Genomic DNA, 1201 nt, shown 5'->3' with positions numbered 1-1201 from the left:
AGTCAACCGGTGACAGCATGCCATTGTTCGTGTGCTTACGATTTGGGTTGTAGAACATCTCGATGGAATCGAACACGTCCTGCCGTGCTACGTCGCGTGTGATGTAGGTTCGCCGCCTGATGCGTTCTTGTTTCAGCAGATGAAAGAAACTTTTGGCGACTGCGTTGTCCATTGCCTGGCAGTGTATGTTTACATGCACGAGAAGGATGGCAATTCCCGCGTCTGCTCATGTAGAACCGGCAATAGTTTACCAGCAAACCATGAGAGGCTGGCAACAAGATTGTGTTTTCCAAGAAACGACAGCCACTCCTTGCTGGTGAACTGAGAACCTTGACCGGAATGGATCACCACCTTGGTCTTTGGTTTGCGCCGCCACATTGCTGCAAGCAGGGCTTGAAGAGCGAGATCTGTCGTCATGCGTGATTGTATGCGCTGCCCGGCAGGCGATTGCAGAGCAATCTGCCAAGAGGGGACCAGCCCACAAAGCGCCTTGAGAACAGATCAATAACCACTGCCAGATATGATCAACCTGCGTGCGTTTTGATGCAAGTGATATCAGTGATCCAAACGACATCTGGCGCTTCAACTTCGAACTGTCGGTCCAACGTGTTGTCAGCAACAACAGCGGGCTTGCCCCCGTACCTGCCAGGGCGGCGTTTGTAACCGATCTGTGCCGAGATGCCTGCCAAGTTGGCCAAACGTGCAACACGGTTCTCTGAGCAGATCTCACCTTGATCCAAAAGATCATCGTGCAGTTTGCGGTAGCCGTAGACCTTGCCGCTGTCAGCCCAAGCTTTCTGGATCAGATCGGTTTGACGCATGTCTTCCTGCGCATACGGGCTTAACGGTTCTTTGAGCCATGCATAGACCCCGCTGAAATGAACCATCCGCACGTGACACACCGACCGCTCCGAAAACTCTGCACGGTGGCCTCTATGACCGCGTACTTCACTGAGACTCGCGCCCGAAGTAAGCGGTCGCCTTTTTTAAGATAGTGCGCTCCTCGGTGACCCGCGCCAATTCCCGCTTCAATCGCTTGATCTCTGCGGTCTGATCCAAGACTTCAGCTCTTACATGCGGTGGCTTTGAAAACTGAGCTTTCCACGTTTACATAGATTTGGTGCAAATCCCCAGTCGCTCAGCCACGCTCAACGACCTGCGCCACAGCGTCCTGCTAAAACTCATCTGTAGACCGAATTCC

At 53.0% G+C, this 1201-nt stretch carries 1 pseudogene; it reads right to left on the bottom strand.

Annotated features, from left to right (window positions below):
• Positions 1–1201 (bottom strand): annotated as a pseudogene (locus C8N36_RS23915) (IS3 family transposase); the annotation flags it as partial.

The sequence above is a fragment of the Pelagimonas varians genome (assembly GCF_003208435.1).
Lineage (GTDB): Bacteria > Pseudomonadota > Alphaproteobacteria > Rhodobacterales > Rhodobacteraceae > Pelagimonas > Pelagimonas varians.
The sequence above is the reverse complement of the archived record's forward strand: the minus strand, read 5'-3'. Positions and strand labels throughout refer to the sequence as shown.